The sequence below is a fragment of the Streptomyces sp. NRRL S-37 genome, assembly GCF_000721605.1.
Taxonomy (GTDB): Bacteria; Actinomycetota; Actinomycetes; order Streptomycetales; family Streptomycetaceae; genus Streptomyces.
Genome location: NZ_JOIZ01000002.1, coordinates 218,224 through 244,781, shown reverse-complemented (window position 1 = coordinate 244,781; position 26,558 = coordinate 218,224). Strand labels below are relative to the sequence as shown.

Sequence of the window (26,558 nt, the reverse complement as noted above, 5' to 3'; positions counted from 1 at the left end):
AAGCGCGGGGTCGGCGTCGTCACATCCGGTGGACGTCGTCGTCAGACGAGGGCCTCCACGGCGGCCGTGGCGAAGGCATGGTCCTGCTCCGGGGCGCCACCGCCGACACCGATCGCGCCGATCAGCCGGCCGTCACGCCGGACGGGCACGCCTCCGGCGATGAACAGCAGCGGCCGGTCGAGTGCGGTGGGCAGGGTGTGGAAGAGGCCTCCGGGCTGCACGGCGTCCACGAGGTCCGCGGTCGGCGCGTTCAACTGGAGCGCGGTGTACGCCTTGCGGGTGCTGGTCTCCCCGGAGATCAGCACGGCGCGGTCGTCCCGGCGGAAGGCGAGCAGGTGTCCGCCCGCGTCGAGGACGGTGACGCTGACCGTGACACCGGCCGCCTCGGCGGCCTGACGTGCGGTGGTGACCAGGGCTTCGGCTTCCGCGGTGGTGAGCGGGGCGACGGCGGTGGTGGTGCTCATGCGGTGGTTCTCCTTGTGGTGCGGGTGATGTCGGTAGTGCCGGAGTGAGGAGTCGGCGGATGCGGGGACGGCCCTGGCCCCGTACTTGCCGGCCCTGTGGATCAGTGGGAAACGGCGGTCCGTCGCTCGGTGGGCACCGGGTCGGCGAGAACGGTGCCGGGCTGGGTGTCGCGGCGCTCGAGAGCGGCCGAGACGAATGCCAGCACCAGGGCACTCGCGGCGAGAACGGCACCGACCCAGTTGGGCGCGGTGTAGCCGAGGCCGGCCCCGATCACGAGGCCGCCGAGCCAGGCGGACAGCGCGTTGCCGAGGTTGAAGGCGCCGATGTTCAGGGCCGAGGCCAGGGTGGGGGCTCCGTGCGCCTGGTCGAGGACCCGCTTCTGCAGGGGCGGCACCGTGGCGAATCCCAGGGCGCCGATGAGGGCGATGGTGACGGCAGCGGCGATCTTGTTGTGCGCGGTCAGGGTGAAGAGCGCGAGGACGACGGCGAGGGCGCCCAGGGAGAGGTACAGCATGGGCATCAGGGCGCGGTCCGCGTACCTGCCGCCGATGAGGTTGCCGCCGACCATTCCGAGGCCGAAGAGAACCAGCAGCCAGGTCACGGAGCCGTCGGTGAAACCGGCGACGTGCGTCATCATCGGCGCGATGTAGGTGATGGCCGCGAAGACGCCCCCGAATCCGAGAACGGTCATCGCCATGGCGAGCAGGACCTGGACGTTCTTCAGGGCTGCCAGTTCATGACGCAGCCGTACGCCCTCGGCCTTGGGCATGTCGGGGACCAGCCTGGCGATACCGGTCAGGCCGGCGACGCCGAGGGCGGCGACGATGCCGAAGGTGACCCGCCAGCCGAGGGACTGGCCGATGAGCGTGCCCAGCGGAACACCGACGACATTGGCGACGGTCAGTCCGGTGAACATCAGGGCGATGGCTCCGGCCTTCTTGTCCGGGGCGACCAGGTCGGCCGCGACCACCGAGCCGATGCCGAAGAAGGCGCCGTGGGCCAGTGAGGCGACCACCCGCCCGGTCAGCATGAGGCCGAAGGACGGGGCCAGCGCGGACAGCAGGTTCCCCACGATGAACAACCCCATCAGCAGCATCAGCATCCGCTTGCGGGAGACCTTGGTGCCGAGCACGGTCATCAGCGGGGCGCCGAGCATGACGCCCAGCGCGTAGCCGGTCACCAGATAGCCGGCCATGGGGATGGAGACACCGAAGTCACCCGCGACCTCGGGCAGCAAGCCCATGATCACGAACTCCGTGGTTCCGATGCCGAAGGCCCCGATCGCGAGGGCCAGAAGCGCGAGAGGCATGGAGGTCAGACCTTCCCAGAAGATTGCAGGAGCGCTTTGCGTGCTTCGACAATAATTGCAGACGCTGGCTATTTGCAAGCGCCGTATATTGCGTGCTTGCTCTACCCTGGTGTCAGCAGCTCCTGGACGGAGGGAACGCCCATGACAGCCACGGATCCCGCACTCACCGCCCTCGCTCAGGGCTGGTGCGCACTCTCCCTGCTGCACGGAAGGATCGAGGCCCACATCGAGCGCGCCCTTCAGGCCCGGCACGATCTGAGCGTGCGGGAGTACTCCTTGCTCGACGTACTGAGCCGCCAGCACGACGGCGACGGGGGCCATCTGCAGATGAAGCAGGTCGCCGACGCGGTCGTGCTCAGCCAGAGCGCCACCACGCGCCTGGTCACCCGTCTCGAGGACCGCGGACTGCTGGAGCGCTACCTGTGCCCCACCGACCGCCGGGGCATCTACACCAACGTCACCGAGACCGGCCTCAAGCTGCTGGAGGAGGCGCGGCCGACCAACGACACGGCCCTGCGCGAGGCCCTCGACACGGCGGCGGAGGACCCCGACCTCGCCCCCCTGGTCCGGGCCGTGGAGACGCTGAAGACGCCGGTGCCCGCGTAGGGTGCCGCCATGGACGATCTGGAAATACGCGCCGCGGTCGCCGATGACGTCCCCGCGATCGTCGGCATGCTCGCGGACGACCCCCTGGGCGCGCGGCGCGAGTCGCCGGATGACCTCAGCCCGTACCTGACCGCTCTGGAGCGGCTCGACGCCGACCCGAACCAGCACCTGGTCGTCGCGGTCCGTGAAGGCCGCGTCGTCGGCACTCTTCAGCTCACGGTCGTTCCCGGGCTTTCCCGTCGCGGCGCCACCCGGTCGATCATCGAAGCGGTCCGCGTCCACACGGATGAGCGCGGCAGCGGCCTGGGAAGCCGGCTCGTCGAGTGGGCGATCGACGTCTCCCGCCGCGAGGGCTGCCAACTGGTCCAGCTGACCTCCGACACCACCCGGACCGATGCCCACCGCTTCTACGAACGCCTCGGTTTCACGGCCTCCCACGTGGGCTTCAAACTGCCGCTGTGACCAAAGGCCCGGGGCTCTGTTTCACGTGAAACAGAGCCCCGGACGCTAACCGATACCCCGCCACCCTTCGGGGTCCACTCCGCCCGGCACAGGAGCCTTCTCGTCGTACGGCTGACGCGTGAACACGAAAGAGCCCAAGTCGAGATGGCTCAGCGAGCCATCCGATCGCCGTACGGGCTTGAGGAGTTCTCCGGCGTAGTAACCCTCCAGGCCCACCCAGGTGCCGTCCTCCGCCGGACGGAAACGTGAGCGCCGGCCGTTGCCGGACAACGGCTCCAACGAGACGAGACCGTCGGCCCGGAGCCGGAGCGCGAACGCGGACGTCCCCCAGTACCACTGCCCCACCAGTTCCAGTACCGCCGGATCCGCCTCTCGCAGCGGCCGCCAGGGAGCCGGGATACGCGGTTCCGCCTCGGCGACGATCCGGACGAGGTCGGCGGCGACCGTGAACGGCGCCGGCCCGGACGTGCAGTTGGCCAGGACCACCGCGCTCACATCGTCCGCCACGCCGATCGTGAGGCAGGCGAGGAAGCCCGGCAGCGAACCCGTGTGCCCGACGAGAGAACGTCCGTGCTGGTGACGGATCTCCATGCCCAGGCAGTACGCGTAGCCGCTCGCCACGTCCGCCGCCTCGACCGGCGCGGCCGGCGTCCTCATCTCCCGCAACGACTCGGCGCTCAGCACCCGTTCGTCACCCTCGGTCAGGAAGGCGGCGAAACGCGCCAGATCGGCCGCGGTGGACCACAACTGACCGGCGGGCGCCATCACCCCGAGATCCTCCAGGGGCTCGGGCAGTATCACATCGGCCCACGGATGCACCGCCCAGGCACCCGCGTGCGGCGCCTCCGCGCACACGGTCGTGCGACGCAGGCCCAGAGGTACGAGCACTTCGCGCCGAAGCACCTCCTCCCACGAGGCACCGCGCAGCTTCTCGACCAGGGCGCCGAGCAACGCGTATCCGGGGTTCGAGTAGTGGAACCGCCGGCCGGCGGGATGCAGCAGGGGCCGCTCGCCCAGCACGTCGGCGAGGCCGGGGCGCAGGGAACCAGGGGTCCGCTCCCACCAGGGGCCGGGCGTCTCGGCGGCCAACCCGCCGCTGTGGGCCAGCAGTTCGGCGACGGTCACGTCGCCCACGCCCGTACCCGGCAGGTGCTTCTCCAGCGGGTCGGCGAGATCGAGCGCTCCCTCGTCGCGCAGCCGGAGCACCAGAACGGCCGTGAAGGTCTTGGTGATCGAACCGATCCGGTACTGCACGTGCTCGTCCGGAGCGTGTCCTTCCACCGACGTCCGCGCCCCCGCCCACACGGTCTTACCGCCCCGCACCACGGCCGCCACGAGCGACGGCGCGCGCCCTTCGCTCTGGGCGACGGCGATCCTGTGCAGCAGCGCCCGACGCGTACCGGGCAGCAGTTCTTCCTGATGAGGTGTCGTCATGCCCTCAGTGCAGCATGTGCGGGTTCCGGTGAGACGTACCCCTGAAGCTGCGGCCTTCACCTTCAGACCGGATTCCGCGGTCGTGTCCGTGCCTCGGTCCCGCTTTCGCGCTTTTTCCTCAGCGAAGAAAAATCCGAAGGCCGCTCACTGACGGCCGCTCCAGTCGGCGGACCTCGGCCCGTGACACGGCAGCCACTGGTCATTGGCCTGGACCTCCAGATGAGGCCAGGCTGCGGCCAGGCGCGAAAGACCGCCGTCCCCCGGCAGGAGCACCGGGCCCAGCGACTCATCCGGCTTGAAGTGGACCGACGTCCCGGTCGTGCCATCGGCCTCGATGGGTTGAAGGTCACTGACGGGAACACCGTGTTCATAACGCTGTGTCCAGGCCCCGTTGAGGCGGCGGTTGGTATGGACGAGCCACGCGCTGAGTGCCGCGACCACGGACATGCCGCGCCGCGGACAGCCGTCAGGCAGCACCTCGGCCTGCGGGAAGTCGAAGAACCGGAGATCCTTCGTAGCCATGACCGGCTTCTTCACGCTCCGGCCGTACTCGTCCACGCGGGTGTCAGTGCCCCGTCCGTCGTCCCGCACGGATACGGAACCGTCGGGATGGAGGACAACGGCGCATCGCCCCTCACCCTTGCTCGCCGCTTCGTCGGCGGCATAGGCAAGCACCTCAAGGACGAGGTGCCAAGGCCCGCCCGGAGCGAACTCGTCGGGTTTCCGCCGGACGGACGACAGATGATCCGCGTCAACGAAGTCGGACCAATCGTGCGTCGTGTTGACCCAGAAGGCCCTCGAGGCGTCCACGACGCGAGTATCCCACCTGGCGCCGACGCCGTTGCTGAGCATGCATGTGCCGCCAGGACCAGGGCCGGTATCAGTCCCCCGGGCCGTCACACGGGCATATCGTCGACTGATGAGCGCCCACCCTGTCGACCGCCCAGCCGATCTCGACGTGGTCCGTGAGTCCTATGACCGCGTGGCCGACAACTACGTCCACATGGTGGTGACGACGGGAATCGGCGACATCCGCAGACACCCATGGCTCAAGGCATCGATCGACGCTTTCGCTGACACCGTGAGCGGCCTCGGTCCTGTCCTCGACGTCGGCTGCGGGCCCGGGACCGTGACCGCCTACCTCGCCGAACGCGGACTCGACGTGTCCGGGGTCGATCTCTCTCCTCGCATGATCGAGAACGCGCGTCGTCTTCATCCGCAGTGCCGCTTCAGCGTCGCTTCCGCCACCGACCTCGACCTTGGAGAAGCGTCCCTTGGCGGCGTGCTCGGGTGGTGGTCACTGTTCAACCTCCCCCGTGATGTCCTTCCTCAGGTTCTCGCCATGTTCGCGCGTGCCCTGAAGCCGGGCGGACATTTCATCACCGCGACCCACGTCGGCGACGAAGACGCGGTGCGCACCGAGGCCTACGGAGGAGTACCTGTTCGCTGGACGACGCACAAATGGCGGCCGGAACAGCTCGTGGACCTGATCGAGCGGGCTGGACTGCGCCCGGTCGCCGAACTGCGGCTCCCCGCGGATGAGTACAGCGGGCCGGGTTTGGTCGTCATGGCCGAGCGAACCGGCTGAGGATCAGGCGCCGAAAGCGGCATGGGGTCACTGGTTCCATGGTTCCGGGGCGTGGATCGCCGCGACCACGGCTTCGCCGCCCCGGGTCGGTTTCACCGGTGAGGCCGTGGTCGCACGAGTGGGGAGGGGGTGTCCGATCTCGCGACGCGGTCTCCCCACTCTCGTGATCAGGGCCGTGTGGTGGGTTCCGAGCCGCTTCGGCGGCTTCTCTGGTCGTCTCGTGGCTCGGCGTACGAGCTCTGTCCCACCGCCATGTCATTTCCTTCGCGGGGATCTTCCTGGCCACAGCGGTCACGTGTTTCCCGATGCGGGTCAGCTCCACCGTCAGGGCAGCAGGACGACCTTGCCGAGGTTGGTACGGGCTTCGATGATCTCGTGTGCTCGTGCCGCGTCGGCCAGCGGAATGCGGGCGTGGATGACTGGTCGCAACCGCCCGGACAGGGTCAGCTTCCACAGCGCCTCGCCATGCCGGTCATAGAGCTCACGCTGAGTGCCGGCAAACCTCGCCATGGTGAGACCGGTGATGGTTTTCGATCCTGCCAGGAGGTCGAAGGCGGGAACGGTTCCGCCGCCCGAGTTGAAGAAGACGAGTCGCCCGCCGGGTGCGAGGGCGGAGACGGCGCGTGGGAGGAGGTCTCCGCCGACTCCGTCCAGGACGACATCGACTGGCTCCCCCCAGTGCTCGCTGTCGTAGGTAACGATCTCGTCGGCGCCCAGACCGCGGAGGAATTCCGCCTTGGTGCGCGAGCTCACGGCCGCGACGACCCGTTCGATACCCTGAAGCTTGGCCAGTTGGACCGCGAGATGTCCCACCCCGCTCGCAGCGCCTGTGATCAGGACCGACTCGCCCGCGAGAGGGCGGGCCGTGGCGAGGGCGGCGAAGGCGACGTGTCCGCTGCGCACGAGCGCGACGGCTTGGACGGCGCTTGCTCCGGCCGGTACGCGGCTCGTCATGAAGCCGGGAACGATCGCCAGTTCGGAGTACGAGCCGCCATTGAAGGTGAGCGACGTGATGCGGTCACCGACCTCGAAATCCGTCACGCCCGGGCCGAGTGCGATCACCGTTCCCGCGACCTCACCTCCAAGGACTCCCGGTAGCGGCGTCCTGCCGCCTTCGCCGCGGACCTTGCGCACGGAGGGAAGGGTCACGCCGATGGCTTCCGTACGGACCAGCAGTTCCCCAGGACCGGGCTCGGGGGCCTCCGCGTCCTCGACTCGGAGCACTTCCGGACCGCCGTACTCATAGAAGCGAACGCGCCGCATGCACACCTCCAGATCATTGGGGGCCCCAACGATAGCGAAAGATCGTAGGGGTCCCCAATGATTTTCTGGTTACTCTGGCCCCATGCCCGAGACCACCCGCGCTCCCGCCCGTATTCGTTCCCTCCCCAGCTGGCTCCTGGGCCGTGCCGCGGCTCGGGGGCACCGGCTCGTCGCCGAGGCCCTCGCTCAGGTGGGCATGCGGATGATGCACCATGCCGTCCTGTCGGCCGTCGCCGAACTGGGACCCGTATCGCAGGCCGAGCTGGGCCGCAGCCTGAGCATCGATCCCAAGGACATGGTCGCGATCCTCAACGACCTCCAGAACGATGGCCTCGTGACCCGCGCGCCGGATGCCAAGGACCGCCGCAAGAACGCCATCACCCTCTCGCCGAGCGGGAAACGCCGTCTGCTTCAGACGGAGAAACTGGGCCATGAGGCGAACGATGAGCTGACCGCCGCCTTGACGCCTGCCGAGCGGACCCAGCTCATGGAGCTCCTCGCACGCATAGTCCAACAGGAAGAGCCCTGCGCTGAAACCGGCTCAGGTGGCGCATAGCGGCTCGTCACGCACGCCCGGGAAGACAGCGAGGCAGCCGCCCCGCCCTCAGGTCAGGAAGCCTCGGCATCGTGTCCGAACTCTCGGCCGGCACTGCCATGGCCACCTTCCGGATCCGGGCTTTCGCACCGCTGCGGCAACGCTCCTGCCGAACCGGGCGGATCTCGTCCCGCGGCCATGTCCGGCACGTTCGATTGTGCGCCCAGCGGGCCATGGCCGCGGGGCTCGTCCCCTCCTCCTGGGCGAGACCGGGCAGGGTCCGGCGGTGAACGACGTACTGCCCGATGAGCCAGGCGCGGTCGATGGTGCCGCGGTGTTCGTCGTCCTGCAGGCCCGCGCGGAGCGGGATGCCGTACTCCTCGGCGAGATCGGTCAGCAGTCCGCGGGAGAAGCCGGTGAGGGCGACGATCTGCCGAAGGAACCTGTGTTCGTCCAGGTGGAGCTGGGTGCAGCGCTCTGCCGGGACGGTTCGCCAACAGCGCGTACCCACTCCGATCCGGGCCGCCGCCCTGCTCACGCTGCCCTCCGCAGGACGGGCGAGAGACCGAGGGGCCGGCCGGAAGCGGTCATGAACGTCCGTGTCCGGAGCAAGTGGTGGATTCCGGAACGGAATCCGAGTTTCCACGACAGGGACGGATCAGGTCTGCGCCATGTCCACGAAGCGCGAGTAGTGGCCCTGGAAGGCGACCGTGATCGTGGCCGTCGGACCGTTTCGGTGCTTCGCCACGATCAGGTCCGCCTCACCGGCGCGCGGGGACTCCTTCTCGTAGGCGTCCTCGCGGTGCAGCAGGATGACCATGTCGGCATCCTGCTCGATGGACCCGGACTCACGCAGGTCGGAGACCATCGGTTTCTTGTCCGTGCGCTGCTCGGGGCCACGGTTGAGCTGGGAGAGCGCGATGACCGGGATCTCCAGCTCCTTGGCGAGCAGCTTGAGGTTACGGGACATGTCCGAGACCTCCTGCTGGCGGCTCTCGGCCCGCTTGGACCCGCCGGACTGCATCAGCTGGAGGTAGTCGATGACGACCAGTTTCAGATCGTTGCGCTGCTTCAGACGACGGCACTTGGCACGGATCTCCATCATCGACAGGTTCGGGGAGTCGTCGATGTAGAGCGGTGCCGCGGAGACGTCCGGCATCCGGCGTGCCAGACGGGTCCAGTCCTCGTCGGTCATCGTGCCGGAACGCATGTGGTGCAGGGCGACGCGCGCCTCGGCGGAGAGCAGACGCATCGCGATCTCGTTGCGGCCCATCTCCAGCGAGAAGATGACGCTGGGCAGGTTGTTCTTGATGGATGCGGCCCGGGCGAAGTCCAGGGCGAGCGTCGACTTGCCCATCGCGGGACGCGCGGCGATGACGATCATCTGCCCCGGGTGCAGGCCGTTGGTGAGCGAGTCGAAGTCGGTGAACCCGGTGGGCACGCCGGTCATCTCGCCGCTGCGCGATCCGATCGCCTCGATCTCGTCGAGGGCGCCCTCCATGATGTCGCCGAGCGGCAGGTAGTCCTCGCTGGTGCGCTGCTCGGTGACCGCGTAGATCTCCGCCTGCGCGCGGTTGACGATCTCGTCGACGTCGTCGTCGGCCGCGTATCCCATCTGTGTGATGCGCGTGCCGGCCTCGACCAGGCGGCGCAGCACGGCGCGCTCGTGCACGATCTCCGCGTAGTAGGCCGCGTTGGCCGCCGTGGGGACCGTCTGGACGAGGTTGTGCAGGTACGAGGCCCCACCGACCTTGTTGATCTCACCGCGTTTGGTCAGCTCCGCGGCGATGGTGATGGGGTCGGCCGGCTCGCCCTTGGCGTAGACGTCGAGGATGGCCGTGTAGATGGTCTCGTGGGCCGGCTTGTAGAAGTCGTGGCCCTTGAGGATCTCGACGACGTCGGCGATGGCGTCCTTGGACAGCAGCATGCCGCCCAGCACGGACTGCTCGGCTTCGAGGTCCTGCGGCGGCACCCTTTCGAACGCGGAGCCCCCGCCGTCCCACGCGCCGTTGTCCCGGCCGCGGTCGTGCTGCTCGTCGCGGCCCCTGCCCCGGTCCTCGCGGCGACGGGAGGCGGGCAGACGATCACTGGGTCCGCTCTCGGCCCACGGGTCGTCCAAGGGCTCGGAAATGCTCACCGAGCCACCTCCTCCCGTCCGCCGGAACGGACCTCGCCGTGCCCCTTTGTTCTACGGCACGGCACTGACAAATCAAGAGGCCCAACTCCAGTTGCCGTTCGCCGGATTTGTGGCGTTTCTGAAACCGGTGGACGGAGCGAGCGCCGGACCACCGTAGGCCCGTCGGCACCGTCAGCCAATCTGGTTATCCACAGGCCCTGTGGACGAGTGGCCCAATGCTGTGGAGAACTCCGCGAAACCTGTGCACGATCCGGTGGACAGCCTTGTGAACAAGCCCAAACCTTTGACATCCACAGGCCCGTGACCTGCATTTTCATCATCCACCGGCTGTGCAGAAGAAAAAGTTGCCCAGTCGGCTCAAGATCGCTTCATGCGATGTACCCAAGCCCACACCCGGAGCCGCGAAGTAAGGGTCTACAAAGCTTTGCATCTCTTACCTGTGGACGATTAGATTGGTGCACATGACACAGGCCCCCGCGCGGCCCGGAGCCGCTCGACGGCGGCATGACCGTGAAATCGTCATGCTGGCAGTCCCCGCCTTCGGCGCCCTCGTCGCCGAGCCGCTCTTCGTCATGGCGGACAGCGCCGTCGTCGGCCATCTGGGCACGGCACAACTCGCCGGTCTCGGCGTCGCCTCAGCCCTCCTGATGACCGCCGTGAGCGTCTTCGTCTTCCTGGCCTACGCCACCACGGCCGCCGTCGCCCGGCGTGTCGGAGCCGGTGACCTTCCTTCGGCCATCCGCCAGGGCATGGACGGAATCTGGCTGGCCCTGCTCCTCGGCACCACCGTCATGGCCGTCGTCCTGCCCACGGCACCCGCCCTCGTGGAGCTCTTCGGCGCCTCCGACACGGCGGCTCCTCACGCGACCACCTATCTGCGGATCTCCACACTCGGCATACCGGCCATGCTGGTCGTGCTCGCCGCGACCGGTGTCCTGCGGGGACTGCAGAACACCAGAACACCGCTCTACGTCGCCATCGCCGGCTTCGCCGCCAACGGTGTACTCAATGTCGCCCTGGTCTACGGCGCCGGCCTGGGCATCGCGGGCTCCGCCTGGGGCACCGTCATCGCGCAGTGCGGCATGGCCTCGGTCTACCTGGCCGTGGTGCTGCGCGGAGCACACAGGCACGGGACGTCGCTGCGCCCGGACGCCGCCGGGATCAGGGCGTCCGCCCGGGCGGGCGTCCCCCTGCTGGTCCGGACCCTCTCACTCCGGGCGATCCTGATGATCGCGACAGCCGTCGCCGCCCGTCTCGGCGACTCCGAGATCGCGGCCCACCAGATCATCCTCTCCCTGTGGAGCCTGCTCGCCTTCGCGCTGGACGCCATCGCCATCGCCGGGCAGGCCATCATCGGGCGTTATCTGGGCGCCGGCGACGACCGGGGTGCCCGTGAGGCATGCCGTCGCATGGTCGAGTGGGGTATCGCGGTCGGTGTCGTCCTCGGTGTCCTGGTGGTACTCGCCCGGCCGGTGTTCCTGCCCCTGTTCACCAGTGATGCCACGGTCACGGACGCGGCGCTGCCCGCTCTGGTGCTGGTGGCGCTGTCCCAGCCGATCTGCGGCGTCGTCTTCGTTCTGGACGGGGTCCTGATGGGCGCGGGCGACGGACCGTACCTGGCCTGGGCGATGCTGCTGACCCTCGCGGTGTTCACTCCCGCCGCCCTGCTGGTCCCCTCACTCGGGGGCGGACTCACCGCGTTGTGGGCCACGATGACGCTCATGATGACCGTGCGGATGCTGACCCTGTGGCTCCGCACCCGCTCCGGCCGCTGGATCGTCACGGGCGCCGCACGCTGACCGTTTCACGTGGAACACGGCGATGGGGGCCGCACCCCGAAGGGTGCGGCCCCCATGCTCACTGCTTCAGCGAGCGCGGCACTCAGCCGGCGACGACCTCGATGGCGACCTTGGCGGCCACCTCGGGGTGCAGACGCACGGACGTCTCGTGGGCGCCCAGCGTCTTGATCGGCGAGCCCAGCTCGATGCGGCGCTTGTCGACCTCGGGACCACCGGCGGCCTTGATCGCCGAAGCGATGTCGGCCGGGGTGACGGAACCGAAGAGACGGCCGGCGTCGCCGGAGCGGACGGCCAGGCGGACCTTGACGCCCTCGAGCTGGGCCTTCACCTGGTTGGCCTGCTCGATGGTCTGGATCTCGTGGATCTTGCGAGCACGACGGATCTGCTCGACGTCCTTCTCGCCGCCCTTGGTCCAGCGGATCGCGAGCTTCCGCGGAACCAGGTAGTTGCGAGCGTAACCGTCCTTGACGTCGACGACGTCACCCGCGGCACCGAGGCCGGAGACCTCGTGGGTGAGGATGATCTTCATGAGTCGGTCACCCTTCCCTTATCGCGCAGTGGAGGTGTAGGGCAGCAGCGCCATCTCACGGCTGTTCTTGACGGCCGTGGCGACGTCACGCTGGTGCTGCGTGCAGTTGCCGGTCACGCGGCGGGCACGGATCTTGCCGCGGTCGGAAATGAACTTCCGCAGCATGTTCGTGTCCTTGTAGTCCACGTACGTGACCTTGTCCTTGCAGAATGCGCAGACCTTCTTCTTAGGCTTGCGCACAGGCGGCTTCGCCATGATGTTTCTCCTGTGTGATCAAGAAGTGTGGGTGCGGCCCCGCCTAGAAGGGGGGCTCGTCCGAGTAGCCGCCGCCGCTGTTGCCGCCGGAGCCGCCGCCCCAGCCGCCGCCACCCTGCTGGCCACCGGCGGGAGCGCCGGTCGCCCACGGGTCGTCGGCGGGAGCGCCGCCGCCCTGCTGGCCACCGCCGGGACCGCCGCCCCAGCCGCCGCCACCCTGGCCGCCACCGCCGCCGTAGCCGCCACCACCCTGCTGACCACCGCGGCCGGTGGTCTTGGTGACCTTGGCCGTGGCGTTGCGCAGGCTGGCGCCGACTTCCTCGACGTCCAGCTCGTAGACCGTGCGCTTGACGCCCTCACGGTCCTCGTAGGACCGCTGCTTCAGCCGGCCCTGCACAATGACGCGCATGCCTCGCTGGAGCGACTCGGCGACGTTCTCCGCCGCCTGACGCCAGACCGAGCAGGTCAGGAACAGGCTCTCGCCGTCCTTCCACTCGTTCGTCTGACGGTCGAAGGTGCGGGGGGTCGACGCGACACGGAACTTCGCGACGGCCGCACCGGACGGGGTGAAGCGCAGCTCGGGGTCGTCGACAAGATTGCCGACGACCGTGATGACGGTCTCGCCTGCCATGGGGAACCTCTCGGCGGGTTTGCTGCTGGCTGCTTGTGCTGCTACTCGTGTCCCGGGATCAACCGAGCGGGAGAGCTCAGTGGGTCTCGGGGCGGAGGACCTTGGTCCGGAGGACCGACTCGTTCAGGTTCATCTGGCGGTCGAGCTCCTTGACGACCGCAGGCTCGGCCTGCAGGTCGATGACCGAGTAGATGCCCTCGGGCTTCTTCTTGATCTCGTACGAGAGACGACGACGGCCCCAGGTGTCGACCTTCTCGACCTTTCCGCCGCCGTCACGGACGACAGAGAGGAAGTTCTCGATCAGCGGGGAGACAGCGCGCTCCTCGGTGTCGGGGTCGAGGATGACCATCACCTCGTAGTGACGCATGTGGAACCCACCTCCTTTGGACTCAGCGGCCACGGTCGTTCCGTGGCAGGAGGGTCGTGATGCGTTGCCGCAACGATGCCTGTCAGTAAAACAGCCGCCACTGACAATCGAGGTCGGGCGGCGATCTTCCAGGCCGGCCGGGGCGGACCGTGGTCCTTCCTCGGCTTGCCCGGCTCTGTCCGGACAGAGACCGGTGCGGACGGTACAGAGTACCCGCACAGCGGCTTCCGGTTGAAATCCGGCCGCGGGGACAGTCAATCTGTACACATCGGGTGTGTACGGCGCTACGATCCGCCGCCTTTCGCAGGAGGTGCCCCATGGCACAGGCATTGCGACCCAACACCGCCGGAGGCCTTTTCGCCACGGACGGCAAGCCCCACCCGCTCCAGGACACCCTCATGGCGGTGACCCTGGTGCTGGGCATCACGGCCTTCATCACGGCGATGTTCCACCACCTGCACCTGCTCAGCTCCTGGACCGGCCTGGTGGGGATCCTCACCGGCGCGTACGGCCAGTGGATCTCGGTGACGACCCGCGAGCGGTTCGGTCTCGTCCTGGGTCTGGGTGCCGCGGCGGTCGGGTTCTTCCTGGGCATGGCGCACGGGGGCCTCTTCGGCTGACGTCGGGCACCCCCTACCCCCTCTTCCGAACATCGTCGAACGCCCCGGCCGACGGCGGGCCGGGGCGAAGGTCCCGTGCGCCCAACCGGGGCGCCCCCGAGGCGCAGTAGGCTTCGCGCGAGAGCCGGAGCCCCTGAACCCATGGGGACACACCAGCCCGAGGAGCGCCCCGAATGAGCCTGACCCTGAGGACCATCAGTCGAGAGCAGCATCTGGCCTATATCCAGAGTCTGCCGTCGGCGAGTCACATGCAGGTCCCGGCCTGGGCTGATGTCAAGGCGGAATGGCGCTCGGAGAACCTCGGCTGGTTCGACGACCGGACCGGCGAGATGGTCGGCGCGGGTCTTGTGCTCTACCGGCAGCTGCCCAAGATCAAGCGTTACCTCGCCTACCTGCCCGAGGGCCCGGTCATCAACTGGTTCGCGCCGAATCTCCAGGAGTGGATCGAGCCGATGCTCGCCCACCTGAAGCAGCAGGGCGCGTTCTCGGTGAAGATGGGGCCGCCCGTGATCATCCGGCGCTGGGAGGCCCCCACCATCAAGCGCGGCATCCAGGACCAGGACGTCAAGCGCCTGCGCGATCTGGAGGCCGACTTCATCGAGCCCCGCGCCTTCGAGGTCGCCGACAAGCTGCGCCGCATGGGCTGGCAGCAGGGCGAGGACGGAGGCGCCGGCTTCGGGGACGTCCAGCCCCGTTACGTCTACCAGGTGCCGCTGGCCAACCGTGCCCTGGAAGAGGTCCACAAGAACTTCAACCAGCTGTGGCGCCGCAACATCAAGAAGGCGGAGAAGGCCGGCGTCGAGGTCGTCCAGGGCGGCTACGACGATCTGCCCGAGTGGCAGCGGCTGTACGAGATCACGGCCGTGCGCGACCACTTCCGGCCCCGCCCGCTGTCGTACTTCCAGCGCATGTGGTCGGCCCTCAACACCGAGGACCCCAACCGCATGCGGCTGTACTTCGCCCGGCACAACGGCGTGAACCTGTCCGCGGCGACGATGCTGATCGTCGGCGGGCACGTCTGGTACTCCTACGGCGCCTCCGACAACATCGGCCGCGAGGTCCGGCCCTCGAACGCGATGCAGTGGCGGATGCTGCGCGACGCCTACGCGCTCGGCGCGACCGTCTACGACCTGCGCGGCATCTCCGACTCGCTGGACGAGACCGACCACCTCTTCGGTCTGATCCAGTTCAAGGTGGGCACCGGCGGCCAGGCCGCCGAGTACCTCGGCGAGTGGGACTTCCCGCTGAACAAGCTGCTCCACAAGGCGCTCGACATCTACATGTCGCGCCGCTGACCTCTGCCGCGCCGCTCCGGCGGCTCCATTCGCTCCCCTACCTCTGATACACCGCAGCCACGAGAAAGGTTCCAGGTCCGGCCATGGCGCTCACGCTCTACGTCGACACCGCGCGCTGGCGGGCGCATCACAAGCACGTGCAGGAGCAGTTCCCGGGGCTGGTCCCGGTCTGCAAGGGCAACGGCTACGGCTTCGGCCACGAGCGGCTGGCCGAGGAGGCCACCCGGCTGGGCTCGGACGTCCTCGCCGTCGGCACGACGTACGAGGCCGCCCGGATCAAGGACTGGTTCGGCGGTGACCTGCTGGTGCTGACGCCGTACCGGCGCGGCGAGGAGCCGGTGCCGCTGCCCGACCGGGTCATCCGCTCGGTGTCGTCCGTCGACGGCGTGTACGGCCTGGTCGGCGCCCGGGTGGTCATCGAGGTGATGTCCTCGATGAAGCGGCACGGCATCAGCGAGCAGGACCTGCCTCAGCTGCACTCCGCGATAGAGAACGTCCGGCTGGAGGGCTTCGCCATCCATCTGCCGCTGGACCGCACCGACGGTTCGGACGCCGTCGAGGAGGTCATCGGCTGGATGGACCGCCTGCGGGCGGCCCGTCTCCCGCTGCACACCATGTTCGTGAGCCACCTCAAGGCCGACGACCTCGCCCGGCTGCAGCAGCAGTTCCCGCAGACCCGCTTCCGCGCCCGGATCGGCACCCGGCTCTGGCTGGGGGACCACGAGGCCACCGAGTACCGGGGCGCCGTCCTGGACGTCACGCGCGTCGCCAAGGGCGACCGGTTCGGCTACCGGCAGCAGAAGGCCGCCTCCGACGGCTATCTGGTGGTCGTGGCGGGCGGTACGTCGCACGGTGTGGGTCTGGAGGCCCCCAAGGCGCTGCACGGCGTCATGCCGCGGGCCAAGGGCGTCGCCCGCGCCGGCCTCGCCACGGTCAACCGCAACCTCTCGCCGTTCGTCTGGGGCGGCAAGCAGCGCTGGTTCGCCGAGCCGCCGCACATGCAGGTGTCGATCCTGTTCGTGCCCGCGGACGCGCCGGAACCGACGGTGGGCGAGGAGCTGGTGGCCCATCTCCGGCACACCACCACGCAGTTCGACCGGCTCGTCGACCGCTGACGGCGAGAAGGCCTCCACGCGCTGACAGCGGGAAAGGCCGTACACGGTTCTCCCGTGTACGGCTTTTCCCGCGTCCTGAGGGGGCGTCACCCTCCGTTTTGTTCGCTCAGAGCGAACCGCCGGTGGTTTCCGTCCTGCCCCATTCGACCGGAGGACCCTCGGCGTGGGCCGCGTGACGAGCGGGGCGAGCAGCCGGCCCGAGCACGAACATGTCCTCTGCCCCGTCCAGCACTCCGCCCGAGGGGTCGTCGTCACCGGACCGGCGCACCGGGTCCCGCTCCGGCTTCAGGATGTCGCGCAGAACCATGGCACATAGGTAGAGCGTCCCCAGCAGATGCACGCCGATCGCCCAGTGGTAGCCGTCGGTGGGCAGTCCCTTGTGGGCGTCCCCGCTGGTCGTGTAGGCGAGGTACATCCAGATGCCCAGGAAGTACGCCACCTCACAGGCCTGCCAGACGAGGAAGTCCCGCCACTTCGGCCGGGCGAGGGCGGCCAGCGGCACCAGCCACAGGACGTACTGCGGTGAGTAGACCTTGTTGGTGAGGATGAACGCCGCGACGATCAGAAAGGCGAGTTGGGCGAAACGCGGCCGGCGGGGGGCCATGAGCGCGAGGGCCGCGACGCCCACGCAGCACAGCAGCATCAGCGCCGTGGCGAGCGTGTTGACCGTGTCGGTGCTCAGCGGGTCGTCCGAGTTCTGCGCCAGGATCAGCCAGAAGGATCCGAAGTCGACGCCTCGCTCCTGGCTGAACGTGTAGAACTTCGACCAGCCGTCGACCGCGAAGAGCATCACGGGCCCGTTCACGACGAGCCAGGCGACGGCCGCGCCGCCCAGGGCCGTGCCGTAGGCCCGCCATCGTCCCGCGCGCCAGCACAGCACCAGCAGCGGCCCGAGCAGCAGCACGGGGTAGAGCTTGGCGGCCGTGGCGAGCCCGAGGAGGACACCGAAGGCGAGGGAGCGCCCCCGCGACCACATCAGCATCGCGGCGGCCGTCAGAGCGATCGCCAGCAGGTCCCAGTTGATGGTCGCGGTCAGCGCGAAGGCCGGTGCCAGGGCGACCAGCAGGCCGTCCCAGGGCCGCCGCGCGTGCGTACGGGTCACGCAGACGACGATGACGGCCGCACACGCCATGAGCATCCCGGCGTTGACCATCCAGTACCACTGCTCCTGGTCCTGGATGCTGCCGCTGCCGGGGGTGAGCCAGGCGGCGACCTCCATGAACAGGCCGGTCAGCACCGGGTACTCGAGGTACTCCATGTCCCCGGGAAGCCTGTCGAAGTACGGCACCAGTCCGTCGGCGAAGCCGCGTCCCTGGTAGAGGTGCGGGATGTCCGAGTAGCACGCATGCGTGTACTGGGAGCTGGCGCCGAAGAACCAGGCGCCGTTGTAGCAGGGTGCCTTCTGCACCAGACCGAGGGCGAACATGCCGATCGCCACGAGCGCGATCACGCGCACCGGGGTCCACCAGGAGGTCCCGGTCAGAGCACGCCGTCCGAGCGGGCCGCCGATCAGCTCACTGCCGGCCGCGGCGACCCGGTCCTCCTCGGTCGGCCGCACCGGCTCCGGCTCGTGGACGCTCGCTTGCGTCGATTCTCCACTGGGCATGCCGCACATCCTGCCGTACCTGACCGGGGATACGCCGAGGGCCGCCGCACCCGGAGGTACGGCGGCCCGTGTTTCACGTGAAACACCCAAGGCGGGTGATAGGCCGGCTAATCGCCCGAGCCTCCGAAGAGACCGCCTCCGTTGCCGTTGCCTCTGCTGTTTCCGGTGTCGCTGCTGGATGTGGGATCCGGCGAACTGCTCGCTCCTCCGTCCGTGCCGCCGTTGTCCGTACCGCCGTTGTCCGTGCCGCCCGTTTCCTCCTCACCGTCGTCTTCACAGTTGAAGTCGAACGGTCCGCAGGTGGCGGTGTTGGTCGGTGGCGGCGGCGTGGTCTCGGTCTGCGTGGGCGACGGAGGAGCCGACGGCGTCTCCTTCTCCTCTTCCTCCTCGGTCTCCGTGGCGGTCGGGGTGGGAGACGGCGCTCCGATCCCGTCCGCGACCTCGCCGATCTTCTCGGCCTTGGGGAATCCGGGGTCCTCCTCGCCCTTCAGGGCGACCTTCATGTACTCGGTCCAGATCTGGGTGGGAACGTCACCACCGTGGATGGACTTCTCACCCGCCGTGCCGTTCATGGAGAGCAGCTCGTGATCCTTGGGGTCCTCGCGGAACATGGCGACCGAGGTCGCGAGCTGCTGGGTGTAGCCGACCCACCACGCGGACTTGTTCTTGTCGGTCGTACCCGTCTTGCCGGCTGCCGTACGCCCCAGCCCCTGCGCCTTGTAACCGGTACCGTTCTCGATCACGTTCTCGAGGATGTCGGTGACGTTGTGCGCCACGTTCTCGGGCATCGCCAGCGTGACCCGCGGCTTCTCGAAGCCGGGCAGCTCCGACCCCCTGTGCTTGACCGCGGTCACCGAATACGGGTCGGCCTGCTTGCCGGATGCCGCGAAGGTCGCGTAGGCGTCGGCCATGCGGATCGCGCTGGGGGTCGACGTACCCAGGGCGAACGACGCGTTGAGGTCGGCGAAGCTGTCCTTCAGAATGCCGGACTTCTCGGCGAGGTCCGCCACGTTCTTCATCCCCACGTCCATACCGAGCTGCACGAAGGGGGTGTTGACGGACTGCTCCATCGCCTTACGCAGGGTGATGTAACCCCACTTGTAGTCGGTTTCGTTCTCCTGGTAGAAGGGCGTGTTGTCCTTCTTGAGGACGAGGGAGCCGTCGTTCTCCCTGATCTGCAGGTGGTCGTTGCCGTTGTACTTGCTGAGCGGTGAGACGCCCTCACCGTTCGTCTTGTACGTGCCGTGCTGCATCGCGGCGGCCAGCACGAACGGCTTCCACGTCGATCCGACGGGGACACCCGAGGTGTCCGCGTTGTTGTTGAAGTGGCCGTTCTCGAAGCCGGCACCGCCGTAGAGAGCGACGATCGCGCCGTCGTTGGGCTTCACCGACGCCGCGCCGAACTGGACGTGCTGGTCCTCCTCGCGCTTCTTCGGGTCGATCTTCTCCTTTTCGACCTTCTTCACGGCCTTGGCCAGCGCCTCGACCTTGTCCTTCTCGAAGGTCGTGTAGATCTGGTAGCCGCCCTGGTCGAACTGCGCCTCCGTGATGTCGGAGTTCTTCAGGACGTAGCGCTTCGCCGTGTCGACGAGATAGCTGACCTGACCGGTCATGCCCTTGATCGCCTTGCGGCCCTGCGGCTCGGGGTACTCCTTGATCGCCTTCTGGTACTCGGCGTCCGAAAGGTGCTTGTCCGTGTGCATCTGCTCGAGAATCCAGCTCCAGCGCTCCTCGGAACGCTCGCGGTTCTTCTCGGCGGTGGCGGAGGAGTCGAGGTTCACGTTGCCCGCGGGGTCGTAGTACGTCGGCCCCTTGAGCAGCGCGGCGAGGAAGGCGCACTCGCTGGGCGTGAGATCGACCGCGTCCTTGCCGTAGTAGGTCTGGGCGGCGGCCTGGATGCCGTAGGCGCCACGACCGTAGTACGAGGTGTTCAGGTAGCCCTGAAGGATCTCCTTCTTGTTGAGCTTGGTGCCCACCTTGATCGAGATGAACATCTCCTTGAACTTCCGGGAGATCGTCTGGTCCTGGCTCAGGTAGGTGTTCTTCACGAACTGCTGGGTGATCGTCGAGCCGCCCTGGGTGTCACCACCCGTCGCCATGTTGCCGAGCGCCCGGGCGATACCCATGGGGTCGATGCCCGAGTCCTGGTAGAAGCTCTTGTTCTCGGCCGAGATCACCGCCCACTGCATGGCCTCGGGGATGCGGTCGATCGTGACGTTCTGCCGGTTCTGGCCGCTGCCCGTGGCGACCATCTGGGTCTTGTCGGCCCAGTAGTAGACGTTGTTCTCGGACAGCGCCGCGGCGTTCTCCTCGCTGGGCACGCTCACCATCGCGTACCCGATCCCCGCCACGGCGACCAGGCTGCCGAAGAACGCGATGCACAGGCCGGACACGAGTTTCCAGGACGGCGTCCAGCGGCGCCAGCCGTCCTTGTCGAAGCGCGGATAGTCGATGATCCGCTTTTTTCCGGGCGGGGCCGAGCGCCCCCCGCCCCGGCCGGGGCCGGCGGCGCCGGCTCGGCGGCCCCCGCCTCTCTGTGCCGCACGGCGCGCCTCGGCGCGGCTGCCGTACGTATGCTCCTCACCCCCCGGGCCACGGGAGCCCGACCCATAGGAATCGGACGGAGACCCGGTGGCGCCTCGCGGTGCCGCGCGGCGGCCGGAGGACGAGCCGGACTGGCCGCGTCGGGCCGCGGCACGTCCGCCTCCCTGCGGCTGCGGCGGTTTGCGACGGTGCTCGCTCATCGAACGACTACTCCTCGGGCAGGCGCACCCTTGCGCGCCTGGAAACGGCGGCTGGTTTCCGGTCCCCCCGAAGTACGGATGCGGTGCTTCCCGCATTCACCCGTACCGCACCGGGGAGCAAGACGTCCCCAGGCGTCACTCGGTTCCCGGTGCTATGCATGGCGCACAGACTACGCACCGTCAAAACCCGCCGAGCACAGAAGTTCACCTCAAATCAGGCAACTTGCTCCCTATCAATCGGCGATGTGATCCCGTTCACTTTTCCGCCCCTTGTCGCATCCGGAAGGCCGTTCTATCGTCGTGATGTATCGAGTCGATACATCAGCTCGGTATAAAGGCGGCGACGAGCCGCACACGAGACCGTCACGGCACGACCGCGGCAGAGGGGAGGCGACGATGAGCCGACGTTCCGGGATCCTCGAGTTCGCCGTACTCGGCCTGCTCCGCGAATCCCCGATGCACGGCTACGAGCTGCGCAAACGACTCAATACGTCACTGGGTGTGTTCCGTGCGTTCAGCTACGGGACGCTCTATCCCTGCCTCAAGACGCTGCTCGCCAACGGCTGGTTGATCGAGGAACCGGGGAACACCACCGAGGACGCCCTCGCCGCTCCGCTCGCGGGACGGCGCGCCAAGATCGTCTACCGGTTGACGGCGGAGGGTAAGGAGCACTTCGAACAGCTGCTCTCCCAGACGGGGCCGGACGCGTACGAGGACGAGACCTTCGCCGCCCGGTTCGCCTTCTTCGGGCAGACGTCGCGCGACGTGCGCATGCGCGTGCTCGAGGGCCGCCGCAGCCGGCTGGAGGAACGCCTCGAGAAGATGCGCGCCTCCCTGGCCCGGACCCGGGAGCGCCTCGACGACTACACGCTCGAGCTCCAGCGCCACGGAATGGAGTCCGTGGAGCGCGAAGTGCGCTGGCTGAACGAGCTCATCGAGAGCGAGCGGGCCGGGCGGGACCTGAAGGGGTCCGCCACCGGGGGACCCGCTCAGCAGGACACCACATCTGGAGCGACGGGCGGCCTGCCCCGGACCGGGGACGATCCCCGGCCGGATACGCCCGACGACACCGCCACGTGAGACCCCTGAAGGGCCTCACTCGTACACACAGGGAGCAACCGGAATGGGTTCGGTTCGCGTAGCCATCGTCGGCGTGGGCAACTGCGCCGCATCGCTGGTACAGGGCGTCGAGTACTACAAGGACGCCGATCCGGCGTCCAAGGTCCCGGGCCTGATGCACGTCCAGTTCGGCGACTACCACGTCCGTGACATCGAGTTCGTCGCCGCCTTCGACGTGGACGCCAAGAAGGTCGGCCTGGACCTCGCGGACGCCATCGGCGCCTCCGAGAACAACACCATCAAGATCTGCGACGTGCCGAACAGCGGCGTCCAGGTCCAGCGCGGCCACACCCTCGACGGTCTCGGCAAGTACTACCGGGAGACCATCGAGGAGTCCGCCGAGGCCCCGGTCGACGTCGTCCAGGTCCTCAAGGACAAGCAGGTCGACGTCCTCGTCTGCTACCTGCCCGTCGGCTCCGAGGACGCGGCGAAGTTCTACGCCCAGTGCGCCATCGACGCCAAGGTCGCCTTCGTCAACGCCCTCCCGGTCTTCATCGCCGGCACCAAGGAGTGGGCGGACAAGTTCACCGAGGCGGGCGTCCCGATCGTCGGTGACGACATCAAGTCGCAGGTCGGCGCCACCATCACGCACCGCGTCATGGCGAAGCTGTTCGAGGACCGCGGTGTCGTCCTGGACCGCACGATGCAGCTGAACGTCGGCGGCAACATGGACTTCAAGAACATGCTCGAGCGCGACCGCCTCGAGTCCAAGAAGATCTCCAAGACGCAGGCCGTCACCTCGCAGATCCCCGACCGGGACCTCGGCGAGAAGAACGTCCACATCGGCCCGTCCGACTACGTGGCCTGGCTGGACGACCGCAAGTGGGCCTATGTCCGCCTGGAGGGCCGCGCGTTCGGTGACGTCCCGCTGAACCTGGAGTACAAGCTCGAGGTCTGGGACTCCCCGAACTCCGCCGGTGTCATCATCGACGCCCTGCGCGCCGCGAAGATCGCCAAGGACCGGGGCATCGGCGGCCCGATCCTCTCGGCGTCCTCGTACTTCATGAAGTCCCCGCCGGTGCAGTACTTCGACGACGAGGCCCGCGAGAACGTCGAGAAGTTCATCCAGGGCGAGGTCGAGCGCTAAGACCTCCCCACTGTGGGCAGTTGAGGGTCTCCGGGTCGCATGGCCCGGGGACCTTCTCCGTATGTGAGGCTGTGCTCCATGGCCGTCGTCCGTGACCTGCGCGTCCTGCTGCGTCTCCAGGGCTTCAGGCGCCTGCTCGCCGTCCGGCTGCTCTCCCAGGGCGCCGACGGCGTCTTCCAGGTCGCGCTCGCCGCCTACGTGGTCTTCTCCCCCGAGAAGCAGACGTCGGCCGCCGCGATCGCCTCCGCGATGGCGGTTCTGCTCCTCCCTTACTCCGTGGTCGGTCCCTTCGCGGGAGTCCTCCTGGACCGCTGGCGCCGCCGCCAGGTCTTCCTCTACGGCAACCTGCTGCGCGCCCTGATGGCCTCGGTGACCGCCCTCCTGATCCTCGGCCGGGTACCCGACTGGCTCCTCTTCGTCGCCGCCCTGTGCGTCACCGGCGTCAACCGCTTCGTCCTCGCCGGGCTGTCCGCCGCGCTGCCGCGCGTGGTGGACAGCGAGCGGCTGGTCGTCGCCAACTCCCTGTCCCCGACCGCCGGTACGCTCGCCGCGACCGCGGGCGGCGGGCTCGCCTTCGTCGTCCGTCTGGTCGTCGCCGACTCCGACGCGGCCGTGGTGCTCGTGGGCGCCGTGCTGTACCTGTGCGCGGCCGTGGCATCGCTGCGCATGGCGAAGGAACTGCTCGGTCCCGACCGGGCCCTGGTACGTCCCCGGCTGGCCACGGCGCTCACCGGAACCGCTCGTGACCTGACGGCGGGCGTACGGCACCTCGCCGCGCCCCGGCGCAGGGAGGCCGCCTGGGCGCTCACCGCGATGTCGCTCATGCGGTTCTGCTACGGCGCGATGCTCGTCATGCTGCTGATGCTCTGCCGGTACGCCCTGACATCGACCACTGACGAGGGACTCGCTCTGCTGGGACTGGCGTTGGGGGTGTCCGGCGCCGGCTTCTTCGCCGCGGCCGTCCTCACCCCCTGGGCCGCGGGGCGGCTCGGTCCCGGCCGCTGGATCGTGGTGTGCGCCGCGGCGGCGGCCGTGCTGGAGCCGGCGTTCGGTCTGCCCTTCGCCTCCGGCCCCTTGCTGGCCGGGGCGTTCGTCCTGGGGCTGACCACCCAGGGCGCGAAGATCGCCACGGACACCGTCATCCAGGCCTGCGTCGACGACGACTTCCGCGGCCGGATCTTCTCCGTGTACGACGTCCTGTTCAACGTGGCCTTCGTCGGCGCCGCGGCAGTGGCCGCCCTGATGCTCCCGCCGGACGGCCGATCGGTCCCGCTGGTGGTAACGATCGCCGTTATCTACGGGACAGTAGCTGGGGCTATGGCCCGTTTTGAACGTCAGTAAGTGTCACATCAACGCCACAGAGTCTTATGGGGCTACGGAGTTGTCAGTGCGGACCGGTAGCTTACGTGCGTCTTATAAGCGCATCTTTCGCGCCACGCATCCATGTTCCAGGGGGACTCTTCAGTGACCACTCCGCCGCCCCAGGGCAACCCGTTCACACAGGACCAGCCGCAGGGGCAGAACCCCTACGCACAGGGGCAGCCGGGCGCCACACCATACGCCCCAGTACAGCCGCAGCAGCCCAAGCGCGGCATCAAGCAATACCTGCGCATCGCGGTGACCGTCGTGGCTCTGATCTCCGTGGGCATCGGGTGGTACGTGAACCGCAACGCTGAGGATGCGAAGAAGTTGGCGGTCGGCGACTGCATGTACAACAAGGGGAGCGACAGCAACCCGGATGTCATCCAGGTCGACTGCGGCGACGCCAAGGCCACCCACACGGTACTGAAGAAGGCCGACGGCGCCCTGGTCCCTCAGCTCACATGCCAGAGCGTGGAAGGCACGACGGCCACATTGACCTGGGAAGAGACCGGCGACTCCTTCACTCTGTGCCTGGGGGACAACAAGTAGTCGTCGATCTGCGTTGATGAGGGGTGATGTTTCACGTGAAACATCACCCCTCATCGCGTACTCACCCCTGCCCGGCCCACCACTCCCTGAGTGCCGCCACCGCCGCGTCATACCCCATCGGACCGTTCTCCAGACGGAGCTCCAGCAGGTGCTTGTACGCCTGGCCGACGGCCGGGCCCGGCTTGACGCCGAGGATCTCCATGATCTGGTTGCCGTCGAGGTCCGGGCGGATGGCGTCCAGCTCCTCCTGCTCCTGAAGCTGGGCGATCCGCTCCTCCAGGCCGTCGTACGCACGCGAGAGCGCCGAGGCCTTGCGCTTGTTGCGGGTCGTGCAGTCCGAACGGGTCAGCTTGTGGAGCCGGCCGAGGAGCGGTCCTGCGTCACGGACGTAACGACGCACGGCGGAGTCCGTCCACTCTCCCGTGCCGTAGCCGTGGAAGCGCAGATGGAGCTCGACGAGACGCGAGACGTCCTTCACCAGCTCGTTGGAGTACTTGAGCGCCGTCATGCGCTTCTTGGTCATCTTCGCCCCGACCACCTCGTGGTGGTGGAACGAGACGCGGCCGTCCTTCTCGAAGCGGCGCGTGCGCGGCTTGCCGATGTCGTGCAGCAGGGCCGCCAGGCGAAGGGTCAGGTCGGGGCCGTCCTCCTCCAGGGCCATCGCCTGCTCCAGAACGATCAGTGTGTGGTCGTAGACGTCCTTGTGCCGGTGGTGCTCGTCCCGTTCCAGGTGCAGGGCCGGCAGCTCGGGCATCACGTATGCGGCGATCCCGGTGTCCACGAGCAGGGACAGGCCCTTGCGCGGATGTGTGGAGAGGATCAGTTTGTTCAGCTCGTCCCGTACGCGCTCGGCGGAGACGATCTCGATGCGTCCGGCCATCTCCTTCATCGCCGTGACGACCTCGGGTGCCACCTCGAAGTCGAGCTGGGCGGCGAAACGGGCGGCCCGCATCATCCGCAGCGGATCGTCCGAGAAGGACTCCTCGGGTGTGCCCGGGGTGCGCAGCACCCGCGCGGCCAGATCGGCACGACCGCCGTGCGGATCGATGAACCGCTTCTCCGGCAGCGCGACGGCCATCGCGTTCACCGTGAAGTCACGGCGGACCAGGTCCTCCTCGATGGAGTCGCCGTACGACACCTCCGGCTTGCGCGAGGTGCGGTCGTACGCTTCCGAGCGATAGGTGGTCACCTCGATCTGGAAGCTCCGGTCGGCGTCCCCGACGCGGGCCTCCTTCTGTGCGCCGACCGTGCCGAAGGCGATCCCGACGTCCCAGACGGCGTCCGCCCAGGGCCGCATGATCTTCAGTACGTCCTGCGGGCGGGCATCGGTCGTGAAGTCCAGATCGTTGCCGAGGCGGCCGAGCAGCGCGTCCCGCACCGAGCCGCCCACCAGGGCGAGTGAGAACCCGGCCTCCTGGAAGCGGCGGGCGAGGTCGTCGGCGACAGGGGCGACCCGCAGCAGTTCACTCACGGCGCGGTCCTGCGCCTGGCTCAGGGCACTGGTCTCTTCGTTGGCGTTCGGCACAACAGAAGAGGGTACGTGGCCCGAACCACCGGGGGCTCCTCCATAACGCGCGCGGACACCCCGGCCGATACACGGACAAGCCCACGTTCCCCGATCTTGTGGACCGGTCCGCGGCACTTCCTCCCAGCGCACATCGTTACCATGCCTGGACGCACA

The 26,558-nt window shown here is 68.2% G+C and carries 26 protein-coding genes; 12 read left to right on the top strand and 14 right to left on the bottom strand.

What is annotated here, in order from left to right; genetic code table 11:
- Window positions 1–41: 41 nt before the first annotated feature.
- Both IH50_RS0103620 and IH50_RS0103615 read right to left on the bottom strand, forming a co-directional pair.
- Window positions 42–464, bottom strand: a complete 423-nt coding sequence (locus IH50_RS0103620) for a GlcG/HbpS family heme-binding protein (protein ID WP_030857118.1) — start codon at window positions 462–464, stop codon at window positions 42–44.
- A gap of 101 nt (window positions 465–565) precedes the next feature.
- Window positions 566–1,774: an MFS transporter gene (locus IH50_RS0103615; protein WP_030857116.1), complete on the bottom strand. Its 1,209-nt coding sequence runs from the start codon at window positions 1,772–1,774 to the stop codon at window positions 566–568.
- A gap of 141 nt (window positions 1,775–1,915) precedes the next feature.
- Here IH50_RS0103615 and IH50_RS0103610 point away from each other — a divergent pair, with 141 nt between their 5' ends.
- Both IH50_RS0103610 and IH50_RS0103605 read left to right on the top strand, forming a co-directional pair.
- Entirely contained in the window at window positions 1,916–2,380 is a 465-nt protein-coding gene (locus IH50_RS0103610) for a MarR family winged helix-turn-helix transcriptional regulator (protein ID WP_030857114.1), read from the top strand.
- Window positions 2,381–2,389: 9 nt separating this feature from the next.
- Window positions 2,390–2,842, top strand: a complete 453-nt coding sequence (locus IH50_RS0103605; protein ID WP_030857112.1) for a GNAT family N-acetyltransferase — start codon at window positions 2,390–2,392, stop codon at window positions 2,840–2,842.
- Between the two features lie 45 nt (window positions 2,843–2,887).
- On the opposite strand, the gene IH50_RS0103600 is transcribed toward IH50_RS0103605, so the two are convergent.
- Complete coding sequence (locus tag IH50_RS0103600) at window positions 2,888–4,276, bottom strand: serine hydrolase domain-containing protein (protein ID WP_030857110.1); 1,389 nt, start codon at window positions 4,274–4,276, stop codon at window positions 2,888–2,890.
- Between the two features lie 144 nt (window positions 4,277–4,420).
- Window positions 4,421–5,086 carry a hypothetical protein gene (locus IH50_RS0103595; protein WP_051767164.1) on the bottom strand — a complete coding sequence of 222 codons (666 nt, stop codon included), beginning with the start codon at window positions 5,084–5,086 and terminating at the stop codon, window positions 4,421–4,423.
- A gap of 109 nt (window positions 5,087–5,195) precedes the next feature.
- Here IH50_RS0103595 and IH50_RS0103590 point away from each other — a divergent pair, with 109 nt between their 5' ends.
- A complete protein-coding gene (locus tag IH50_RS0103590; RefSeq protein ID WP_030857099.1) occupies window positions 5,196–5,864 on the top strand; it encodes a class I SAM-dependent methyltransferase in 669 nt (222 codons plus the stop codon).
- Window positions 5,865–6,188: 324 nt separating this feature from the next.
- Here IH50_RS0103590 and IH50_RS0103585 read toward each other — a convergent pair whose 3' ends face one another.
- Window positions 6,189–7,127: a quinone oxidoreductase family protein gene (locus tag IH50_RS0103585; RefSeq protein WP_030857097.1), complete on the bottom strand. Its 939-nt coding sequence runs from the start codon at window positions 7,125–7,127 to the stop codon at window positions 6,189–6,191.
- 82 nt (window positions 7,128–7,209) lie between these two features.
- Between IH50_RS0103585 and IH50_RS0103580 the strand changes: the two genes are divergently transcribed.
- On the top strand, window positions 7,210–7,683 hold the full coding sequence (locus IH50_RS0103580; protein ID WP_030857095.1) for a MarR family winged helix-turn-helix transcriptional regulator: 474 nt from the start codon (window positions 7,210–7,212) through the stop codon (window positions 7,681–7,683).
- 7 nt (window positions 7,684–7,690) lie between these two features.
- On the opposite strand, the gene IH50_RS41925 is transcribed toward IH50_RS0103580, so the two are convergent.
- Window positions 7,691–8,200, bottom strand: coding sequence for a hypothetical protein (locus tag IH50_RS41925; RefSeq protein ID WP_030857093.1), 510 nt, complete (start codon window positions 8,198–8,200; stop codon window positions 7,691–7,693).
- Between the two features lie 120 nt (window positions 8,201–8,320).
- Entirely contained in the window at window positions 8,321–9,799 is a 1,479-nt protein-coding gene (gene dnaB, locus IH50_RS0103570) for a replicative DNA helicase (protein WP_030857090.1), read from the bottom strand.
- 461 nt (window positions 9,800–10,260) lie between these two features.
- Between dnaB and IH50_RS0103565 the strand changes: the two genes are divergently transcribed.
- The gene (locus tag IH50_RS0103565) at window positions 10,261–11,598 is read left to right on the top strand and encodes an MATE family efflux transporter (protein WP_030857088.1); all 1,338 of its coding nucleotides are present in this window, start codon (window positions 10,261–10,263) and stop codon (window positions 11,596–11,598) included.
- Window positions 11,599–11,680: 82 nt separating this feature from the next.
- On the opposite strand, the gene rplI is transcribed toward IH50_RS0103565, so the two are convergent.
- The 4 genes from rplI to rpsF form a co-directional block, all read right to left on the bottom strand.
- A complete protein-coding gene (gene rplI, locus IH50_RS0103560) occupies window positions 11,681–12,127 on the bottom strand; it encodes a 50S ribosomal protein L9 (protein ID WP_030857086.1) in 447 nt (148 codons plus the stop codon).
- A gap of 18 nt (window positions 12,128–12,145) precedes the next feature.
- Window positions 12,146–12,382 (bottom strand): 30S ribosomal protein S18, encoded by a 237-nt coding sequence (rpsR, locus tag IH50_RS0103555; protein ID WP_003949403.1) that lies wholly within the window; start codon window positions 12,380–12,382, stop codon window positions 12,146–12,148.
- Window positions 12,383–12,425: 43 nt separating this feature from the next.
- Window positions 12,426–13,013: a single-stranded DNA-binding protein gene (locus IH50_RS0103550; RefSeq protein ID WP_030857084.1), complete on the bottom strand. Its 588-nt coding sequence runs from the start codon at window positions 13,011–13,013 to the stop codon at window positions 12,426–12,428.
- Between the two features lie 76 nt (window positions 13,014–13,089).
- Window positions 13,090–13,380 (bottom strand): 30S ribosomal protein S6, encoded by a 291-nt coding sequence (gene rpsF / locus IH50_RS0103545; protein ID WP_004929252.1) that lies wholly within the window; start codon window positions 13,378–13,380, stop codon window positions 13,090–13,092.
- 317 nt (window positions 13,381–13,697) lie between these two features.
- On the opposite strand from rpsF, the gene IH50_RS0103540 reads away from it, so the two are divergent.
- The 3 genes from IH50_RS0103540 to IH50_RS0103530 all read left to right on the top strand — a co-directional run bounded on the left by IH50_RS0103540 (window position 13,698) and on the right by IH50_RS0103530 (window position 16,410).
- Complete coding sequence (locus IH50_RS0103540) at window positions 13,698–14,000, top strand: hypothetical protein (protein WP_030857081.1); 303 nt, start codon at window positions 13,698–13,700, stop codon at window positions 13,998–14,000.
- A gap of 173 nt (window positions 14,001–14,173) precedes the next feature.
- Window positions 14,174–15,295: a peptidoglycan bridge formation glycyltransferase FemX gene (gene femX / locus IH50_RS0103535; protein ID WP_030857079.1), complete on the top strand. Its 1,122-nt coding sequence runs from the start codon at window positions 14,174–14,176 to the stop codon at window positions 15,293–15,295.
- A gap of 83 nt (window positions 15,296–15,378) precedes the next feature.
- Window positions 15,379–16,410 carry an alanine racemase gene (locus tag IH50_RS0103530; RefSeq protein WP_030857077.1) on the top strand — a complete coding sequence of 344 codons (1,032 nt, stop codon included), beginning with the start codon at window positions 15,379–15,381 and terminating at the stop codon, window positions 16,408–16,410.
- A 106-nt stretch (window positions 16,411–16,516) separates the two neighbouring features.
- Here the strand turns inward: IH50_RS0103530 and IH50_RS0103525 are convergent, their stop codons facing one another.
- Both IH50_RS0103525 and IH50_RS0103520 read right to left on the bottom strand, forming a co-directional pair.
- On the bottom strand, window positions 16,517–18,025 hold the full coding sequence (locus IH50_RS0103525) for a glycosyltransferase family 87 protein (protein ID WP_030857075.1): 1,509 nt from the start codon (window positions 18,023–18,025) through the stop codon (window positions 16,517–16,519).
- A 98-nt stretch (window positions 18,026–18,123) separates the two neighbouring features.
- The gene (locus IH50_RS0103520) at window positions 18,124–20,760 is read right to left on the bottom strand and encodes a transglycosylase domain-containing protein (RefSeq protein WP_199822034.1); all 2,637 of its coding nucleotides are present in this window, start codon (window positions 20,758–20,760) and stop codon (window positions 18,124–18,126) included.
- Window positions 20,761–21,156: 396 nt separating this feature from the next.
- Here IH50_RS0103520 and IH50_RS0103515 point away from each other — a divergent pair, with 396 nt between their 5' ends.
- The 4 genes from IH50_RS0103515 (at window position 21,157) to IH50_RS0103500 (ending at window position 24,877) form a co-directional block, all read left to right on the top strand.
- The gene (locus tag IH50_RS0103515; RefSeq protein WP_030857073.1) at window positions 21,157–21,840 is read left to right on the top strand and encodes a PadR family transcriptional regulator; all 684 of its coding nucleotides are present in this window, start codon (window positions 21,157–21,159) and stop codon (window positions 21,838–21,840) included.
- A 43-nt stretch (window positions 21,841–21,883) separates the two neighbouring features.
- The gene (locus IH50_RS0103510; protein WP_030857072.1) at window positions 21,884–22,966 is read left to right on the top strand and encodes an inositol-3-phosphate synthase; all 1,083 of its coding nucleotides are present in this window, start codon (window positions 21,884–21,886) and stop codon (window positions 22,964–22,966) included.
- 78 nt (window positions 22,967–23,044) lie between these two features.
- Complete coding sequence (locus IH50_RS0103505) at window positions 23,045–24,307, top strand: MFS transporter (protein ID WP_030857071.1); 1,263 nt, start codon at window positions 23,045–23,047, stop codon at window positions 24,305–24,307.
- A 123-nt stretch (window positions 24,308–24,430) separates the two neighbouring features.
- A complete protein-coding gene (locus IH50_RS0103500) occupies window positions 24,431–24,877 on the top strand; it encodes an LppU/SCO3897 family protein (protein WP_030857070.1) in 447 nt (148 codons plus the stop codon).
- 61 nt (window positions 24,878–24,938) lie between these two features.
- Here the strand turns inward: IH50_RS0103500 and IH50_RS0103495 are convergent, their stop codons facing one another.
- Window positions 24,939–26,402, bottom strand: coding sequence for a CCA tRNA nucleotidyltransferase (locus IH50_RS0103495; protein ID WP_030857069.1), 1,464 nt, complete (start codon window positions 26,400–26,402; stop codon window positions 24,939–24,941).
- Window positions 26,403–26,558: the final 156 nt, after the last annotated feature.

Coding starts and splice junctions, on each gene's coding strand:
- IH50_RS0103590 (WP_030857099.1), top strand. CDS start 5,196: ATGAGCGCCCACCCTGTCGACCGCCCAGCCGATCTCGACGTGGTCCGT.
- IH50_RS0103550 (WP_030857084.1), bottom strand. CDS start 13,013: ATGGCAGGCGAGACCGTCATCACGGTCGTCGGCAATCTTGTCGACGAC.
- IH50_RS0103520 (WP_199822034.1), bottom strand. CDS start 20,760: ATGAGCGAGCACCGTCGCAAACCGCCGCAGCCGCAGGGAGGCGGACGT.
- IH50_RS0103605 (WP_030857112.1), top strand. CDS start 2,390: ATGGACGATCTGGAAATACGCGCCGCGGTCGCCGATGACGTCCCCGCG.
- IH50_RS0103585 (WP_030857097.1), bottom strand. CDS start 7,127: ATGCGGCGCGTTCGCTTCTATGAGTACGGCGGTCCGGAAGTGCTCCGA.
- IH50_RS0103620 (WP_030857118.1), bottom strand. CDS start 464: ATGAGCACCACCACCGCCGTCGCCCCGCTCACCACCGCGGAAGCCGAA.
- IH50_RS0103510 (WP_030857072.1), top strand. CDS start 21,884: ATGGGTTCGGTTCGCGTAGCCATCGTCGGCGTGGGCAACTGCGCCGCA.
- femX (WP_030857079.1), top strand. CDS start 14,174: ATGAGCCTGACCCTGAGGACCATCAGTCGAGAGCAGCATCTGGCCTAT.
- IH50_RS0103615 (WP_030857116.1), bottom strand. CDS start 1,774: ATGCCTCTCGCGCTTCTGGCCCTCGCGATCGGGGCCTTCGGCATCGGA.
- IH50_RS0103565 (WP_030857088.1), top strand. CDS start 10,261: ATGACACAGGCCCCCGCGCGGCCCGGAGCCGCTCGACGGCGGCATGAC.
- IH50_RS0103525 (WP_030857075.1), bottom strand. CDS start 18,025: ATGTGCGGCATGCCCAGTGGAGAATCGACGCAAGCGAGCGTCCACGAG.
- rpsF (WP_004929252.1), bottom strand. CDS start 13,380: ATGCGTCACTACGAGGTGATGGTCATCCTCGACCCCGACACCGAGGAG.
- IH50_RS0103610 (WP_030857114.1), top strand. CDS start 1,916: ATGACAGCCACGGATCCCGCACTCACCGCCCTCGCTCAGGGCTGGTGC.
- IH50_RS0103505 (WP_030857071.1), top strand. CDS start 23,045: ATGGCCGTCGTCCGTGACCTGCGCGTCCTGCTGCGTCTCCAGGGCTTC.
- IH50_RS0103580 (WP_030857095.1), top strand. CDS start 7,210: ATGCCCGAGACCACCCGCGCTCCCGCCCGTATTCGTTCCCTCCCCAGC.
- rpsR (WP_003949403.1), bottom strand. CDS start 12,382: ATGGCGAAGCCGCCTGTGCGCAAGCCTAAGAAGAAGGTCTGCGCATTC.
- IH50_RS0103600 (WP_030857110.1), bottom strand. CDS start 4,276: ATGACGACACCTCATCAGGAAGAACTGCTGCCCGGTACGCGTCGGGCG.
- IH50_RS0103530 (WP_030857077.1), top strand. CDS start 15,379: ATGGCGCTCACGCTCTACGTCGACACCGCGCGCTGGCGGGCGCATCAC.
- IH50_RS0103515 (WP_030857073.1), top strand. CDS start 21,157: ATGAGCCGACGTTCCGGGATCCTCGAGTTCGCCGTACTCGGCCTGCTC.
- IH50_RS0103540 (WP_030857081.1), top strand. CDS start 13,698: ATGGCACAGGCATTGCGACCCAACACCGCCGGAGGCCTTTTCGCCACG.
- rplI (WP_030857086.1), bottom strand. CDS start 12,127: ATGAAGATCATCCTCACCCACGAGGTCTCCGGCCTCGGTGCCGCGGGT.